The organism is Oleiphilus sp. HI0117 (assembly GCF_001635235.1).
The window spans coordinates 1-4,845 of the sequence record NZ_LWGA01000949.1 but is presented as its reverse complement, the minus strand read 5'-3'; the positions used below and the strand labels follow the sequence as shown (position 1 = coordinate 4,845).

Sequence of the window (4,845 nt, the reverse complement as noted above, 5' to 3'; positions counted from 1 at the left end):
CCGCTATGCCCTAGAAAATCTTTTGATCGATCGCTCTTATCTCGGTAAGAAGGCCCCATTCTAACCATGGCACAGTCGCTCGTTCCACCACCGATATCGACAACTAAAACCGTTTTATCTGCATCGAGTGAACGTTCAAAACTCAGGCCTGCGGCAATAGGCTCAAATAAAAACTCAACATCTTTAAAACCAGCACGTTTTGCTGAGGTTTGCAGAATTTCCAAGGCCTGACGGTTACTCTGCTCGGCGTCCAAACCTTGAAAGTTTACAGGGCGACCAATTACAGTATGCGATATCGTATCGCCAAGTGTCTGTTCCGCACGCGCTTTAATAGATTGCATCATTGCCGTAACGATATCTTCAAATAGAAAAACCGCTTCTGGACGAAGTCCGCTGGCACCCAGAAAAGACTTCGGGGACTTTACAAAGTAGCCTTCTCCCGGCCATTGTAAATACTCTTCAAAGGCTTCATGGCCGACATAGACTATTCTTTCGTCTGAACCAAAACCTTGCTCCCGACGAACATGTTGAGCACGAGCTAAGTGGTTACTGCGCAGGTCGATATAGTCTGACTTAAGCTCATCAGTGGCAATAGACAAGCCGACACTTTCACTAATCAGTTCCCGGTCTAAAGCATACAAAGTCGACGGCATAAAGCGCTTGCCTTGCTCTAGCTCGAGCAAACGGACGCTATTCAAATTACTATCGTGAATACCTATTGCACAGTTTGAGGTTCCAAAGTCAAAACCCGAAATCATTCCACTACCACCTTTAATACCACTAGAAGAAGGACAAATAAAAAGGGCGCGAAAATTAACATAAGCTTCACGGCTTAGCCAGTTAAATATGGCAGGCTGTCTTTTACCTAATTGCTGAATGTATCGACTCCCTAGAAGTTATAGGTAGGGCATTGAAGTCCTACCCAAGACTTTATAAGCTACTCTCATAAAGTCGCTCTATCTAGGCACAGTAAGACTGCCTAACCGGGTATTAGTTTATGCAACAATTTTCAAGCAGTGCCGACGAGAAGATAGCCCTCGAACATGAAGCTGCCAAGCTTTTTATGCGTCACTATGAAAGGCTACACGGTCAAGAAATTCGGCATATTTGGCACAACAAACCAAATAAGCCAGATGTATCCTGCGAGTTGGAAGGCCTTCGACTCGATTTGGAAATTGCGCACCTATACGGCTCTGAAGCCGAAGCAATGGCGATATTGAAACGTGACCTGACGGATAAAACACGTGAAGCACTGCGCGAGCAGGCTAACTGTTCCAACGTGCATGAGCGTCTGCTTAGCGCTCTGAATAGAATACTGATGAATAAAGCCCAAAAGCACTATAAGTCCCAACGCGTATGGCTGATCATTCGAAATGCACACCCCGCATGGACATCAGAAGAAATCATCGCCTTAAGAGACAAAATCCATGTTCCTGAAGGGCACCCTTTCGAGCAGATTTGGATTGTTGCAGACTATCAAGCGCAGAGCGGGATTGTTCAGCTATTCCCTTCTATACATAAAAATTATTGCTAACGCCTTTATTTCGAGTCGTTACAGCTAAATATTGGAAGTCGAGTGTTTCAAACACCTAGACATATTTGTGTAAGGTTCTTTCTAAATCTTCTCTTATAATTGGTTTACTCACATAATCTGTCATGCCGGCCGCCAGGCACTTCTCCCTGTCACCTTTCATTGCGTTGGCCGTTAACGCCAGAATTGGGACATTTTTATACGCCTCGCCGCCTAAGCCTTCGCGGATGTTCTTACTTGCTTCATAGCCATCCATTTCAGGCATCTGGCAATCCATTAACACCAGGTCATATATTTTATCGCTACTGTTTAAAGTAGCCAAAGCTTCTACACCATTGCCAGCCACGTCGATGTGATACCCCATATGGGACAGCAATTCTTTGGCAACCAGCTGGTTAATTTCATTATCTTCAACTAATAATATCTGCACCGCATGAGGTTTAATGCCCGAACCCTCTGACTCACCTTTCAGGGAAACTTCCGGTGCCTCAGCAACACCCAGATTAAGTCCAAATCGAAATGTGCTGCCTTTGCCAGGTGTACTTTCTACCCATACACCTCCCTTCATCAACTCACTCAACTGTTTAACAATCGCAAGCCAGAGACCCGTGCCACCGTACTTTCTGGTTGTGCTTGAGTCTGCTTGGGTAAAAGGGTTAAAGAGCTGTTCAAGCTTCTCGGCTTCAACACCAATACCCGAGTCAACAATGGCACAACGCAATATCTTTCTGTCCTTCTGCTGCACCAAACTAGCCTTAATTGTAATACTACCTTCTGAGGTAAACTTAATCGCATTACCAACTAAGTTGTTAAGAATCTGACGGATTCTTCCTGCATCTGCTTTAACCCACGCTTGCTCGAAGCCTTCCAAGTGCAATTCGAGTTTTAAGTCCTTGGCTTCTATATCGAAGCGCACCGAATCGACAAAAGATTCGAATAATTCCCTTAAATCTATCGCACCTTCATCAAGTACAAGGTGCCCTGCATCAACCTTGGAAAAATCGAGAATGTCGTCGAGTAAAGAAAGCAAAGAGCTTGCACTCTTCTTAGCAATTGCCACCTTTTGCGATGAAGAGTCATCTAGGCTTTCTGTATCCAATACGCTCAGCATCCCTAGCACACCATTCATAGGCGTACGAATTTCATGGCTCATATTGGCTAGAAAGACACTTTTTGAATGCGCTGCCTGTTCTGCTTTTTCCTTCGCTTCTTTTAACTCCAGCTCGGCTTTTACCTTTTTATCAACATCTTGAAATGAGCCAAATAAGCGTACACACTTGCCGTCTTTAAATTCTGACTGGCCAAGTGCAGAAACCCAGATTTCATTGCCTTTAGCTGTCACCAGCTGCAGCTCTTCTTGCCAAGCAATGCCTTCTTCAATACCTTTGTTCACCGCGGCGGTAATTAGCTCTCTACTTCTACCTTCTTTATAAAAATTGATCGCTGTAGAGACATCAGGTTCAAAGCCTTCGGGTACTTCGTGAATTTCTTTTGTCATGAGTGACCAGTAAAGCCGGTCTTCCAGCATGTCCCACTCCCATGCACCAATTCTGGCCTGCTGACTCATCGACTCCAGTAAAGTCTTCTGACGTGCTAAATCTTCTGCAACAAGCTGTTTGCTCAGTTCATTACCTATCCATTGGGCAAATAAACGAATGAGTTCAAATTCGTCATCACTAAAGGGTCTGGCATGTGCTTCAGGACCAGAAAAGTTTAGCGTACCAAAGCGTTCACCTGACACGATTAGCGGCACACCAATATAACTTTCCAGGCCAAAAGCCTCGTAGCAAGGATGCGTATTAATGCAGCTTTTCTCTACATGATCAAAGCCTGTTGGTCCATTGGCATTAAGGGTGTGGATACAGTAAGTAATGCCCAGTTCAAATTCATCACCAGGTTTTACTTCACCATTCGGAGTGTCGGAATACTTAACGACATATCGCTGATTATGAATATGACTGACCAAAGCCAAAGGTAACTCGAAAGTCTGCTTTCCCAAGGCCAAAACTCGCTGGATTTTTTCTTCAACTGATAATTCACTGTCGGCAGTAATGAGGTGCAAACGACGAAGTGTATTAATTGCTTTGTTGTTTTCCGTCAGGTCATTCATAAAGACGAAAAAGCCAACAACATTACCTTCTCTAATTTGCGGAAGGTAGGTTGCTTGTCTGTAGATCATGCCGGTTCTAAGGTCTAGCTCAATGTCTTTATCTAATCGAACTTCTTCCCCGCTAAGCACTCTTGCCAAGTAGGGAGATAGCTGAGCACAAGCCTTCTCACCAATCACTTCAACCAGCGGTTTATCTTCTACCTCTTCTATAGATAGATGAAATGATTTGGCATAGCGAGAGCTTGCCTTACGATAGTTAAGGTCGGCATCGAGATAAGCCCATGCAAGAGAAAGGTTTTCGGCGACCTTTGCCAGCATCGGGTCGATTTCAAAGTGAGACATGTACGGCTCCTGAGCATTGATATCAAGAGTATAGATGCTACTCCCGCAGAAAGTAGCTGAAATATGGAAAAGCTAGCTGACTCTGGGCGCTAAACCTTCCAGGCTAAGACCTCTAGCCGACTTTAAGTGGGAATATTGCGCCAAAAACAACTCAGCGGTTGCCACGGCATCAAACATTGCATTGTGCTGAAAAGCAGCGGGTAAACCATAGCGGTCCCTACAAGATGCTAGCTGCAAAGGCGCACTTTGACCACTTCGCGCCAAGCGCCCTTGCTCTATCTGCATGGTATCGATATAAGAAAACAGCAATGGGCAAGCAAAGCAGTTGAATGCCGCACGTTGAATAAAGGCGATATCGAGTACAGCATGATGAAACACCAATACTGCACCTTCTGCATGCTTAGCTAACAAGCCCAAAGCCATCGACACACTCGAGGCACCGGCCAATCGCTGATCACATAAGCCATGTATCTGAATGCTTTCTCCTACCGTTTGCTTGGAGTGCACCAGCAGATGTTTTCGTGTTGCGTAATCAATCCGGCCATTTTTTACACGCACCCAACCTAAGCTCAGCAATTCATTCGACTTCGGGTCCAAACCACTCATTTCACAATCGACTACCAGAAAGTCTTGATCTATCACCTTCGTCCCCCCCGACAAGGAAGGCTGGGCATAAAGCTCTGCGATCGGCGTTCGCTGTGCCTGGCGATACCAATTCCGTTTTTTTAACCAGTATTGAAGCTTATATAGAACCATGACCAAACCGCATTTTTAACAAGCGCTGACTTTCAGCAACAACCGAAAACGCACTCTTAAGCTGATGCCTCAACAAAGGAGATAACTCATCCGGGTTTAAGTGGTT

At 45.0% G+C, this 4,845-nt stretch carries 5 protein-coding genes; 1 reads left to right on the top strand and 4 read right to left on the bottom strand.

The features are described from left to right. The coding region (gene yegD / locus A3757_RS17000; RefSeq protein ID WP_082872131.1) for a molecular chaperone at positions 1-758 on the bottom strand (758 nt) is incomplete at its 3' end. A gap of 239 nt (positions 759-997) precedes the next feature. On the opposite strand from yegD, the gene A3757_RS16995 reads away from it, so the two are divergent. Beyond that, positions 998-1,534 (top strand): hypothetical protein, encoded by a 537-nt coding sequence (locus A3757_RS16995; RefSeq protein WP_068506920.1) that lies wholly within the window; start codon positions 998-1,000, stop codon positions 1,532-1,534. A gap of 55 nt (positions 1,535-1,589) precedes the next feature. On the opposite strand, the gene A3757_RS16990 is transcribed toward A3757_RS16995, so the two are convergent. The 3 genes from A3757_RS16990 to A3757_RS28140 form a co-directional block, all read right to left on the bottom strand. Beyond that, positions 1,590-3,983, bottom strand: a complete 2,394-nt coding sequence (locus tag A3757_RS16990) for a GAF domain-containing hybrid sensor histidine kinase/response regulator (RefSeq protein WP_082865076.1) — start codon at positions 3,981-3,983, stop codon at positions 1,590-1,592. Between the two features lie 72 nt (positions 3,984-4,055). Next, positions 4,056-4,739 (bottom strand): 3'-5' exonuclease, encoded by a 684-nt coding sequence (locus tag A3757_RS16985; protein ID WP_068516611.1) that lies wholly within the window; start codon positions 4,737-4,739, stop codon positions 4,056-4,058. Beyond that, on the bottom strand, positions 4,726-4,845 hold a 120-nt coding region (locus A3757_RS28140; protein WP_156506379.1), incomplete at its 5' end, for a putative nucleotidyltransferase substrate binding domain-containing protein. The genes A3757_RS16985 and A3757_RS28140, both read right to left, overlap by 14 nt.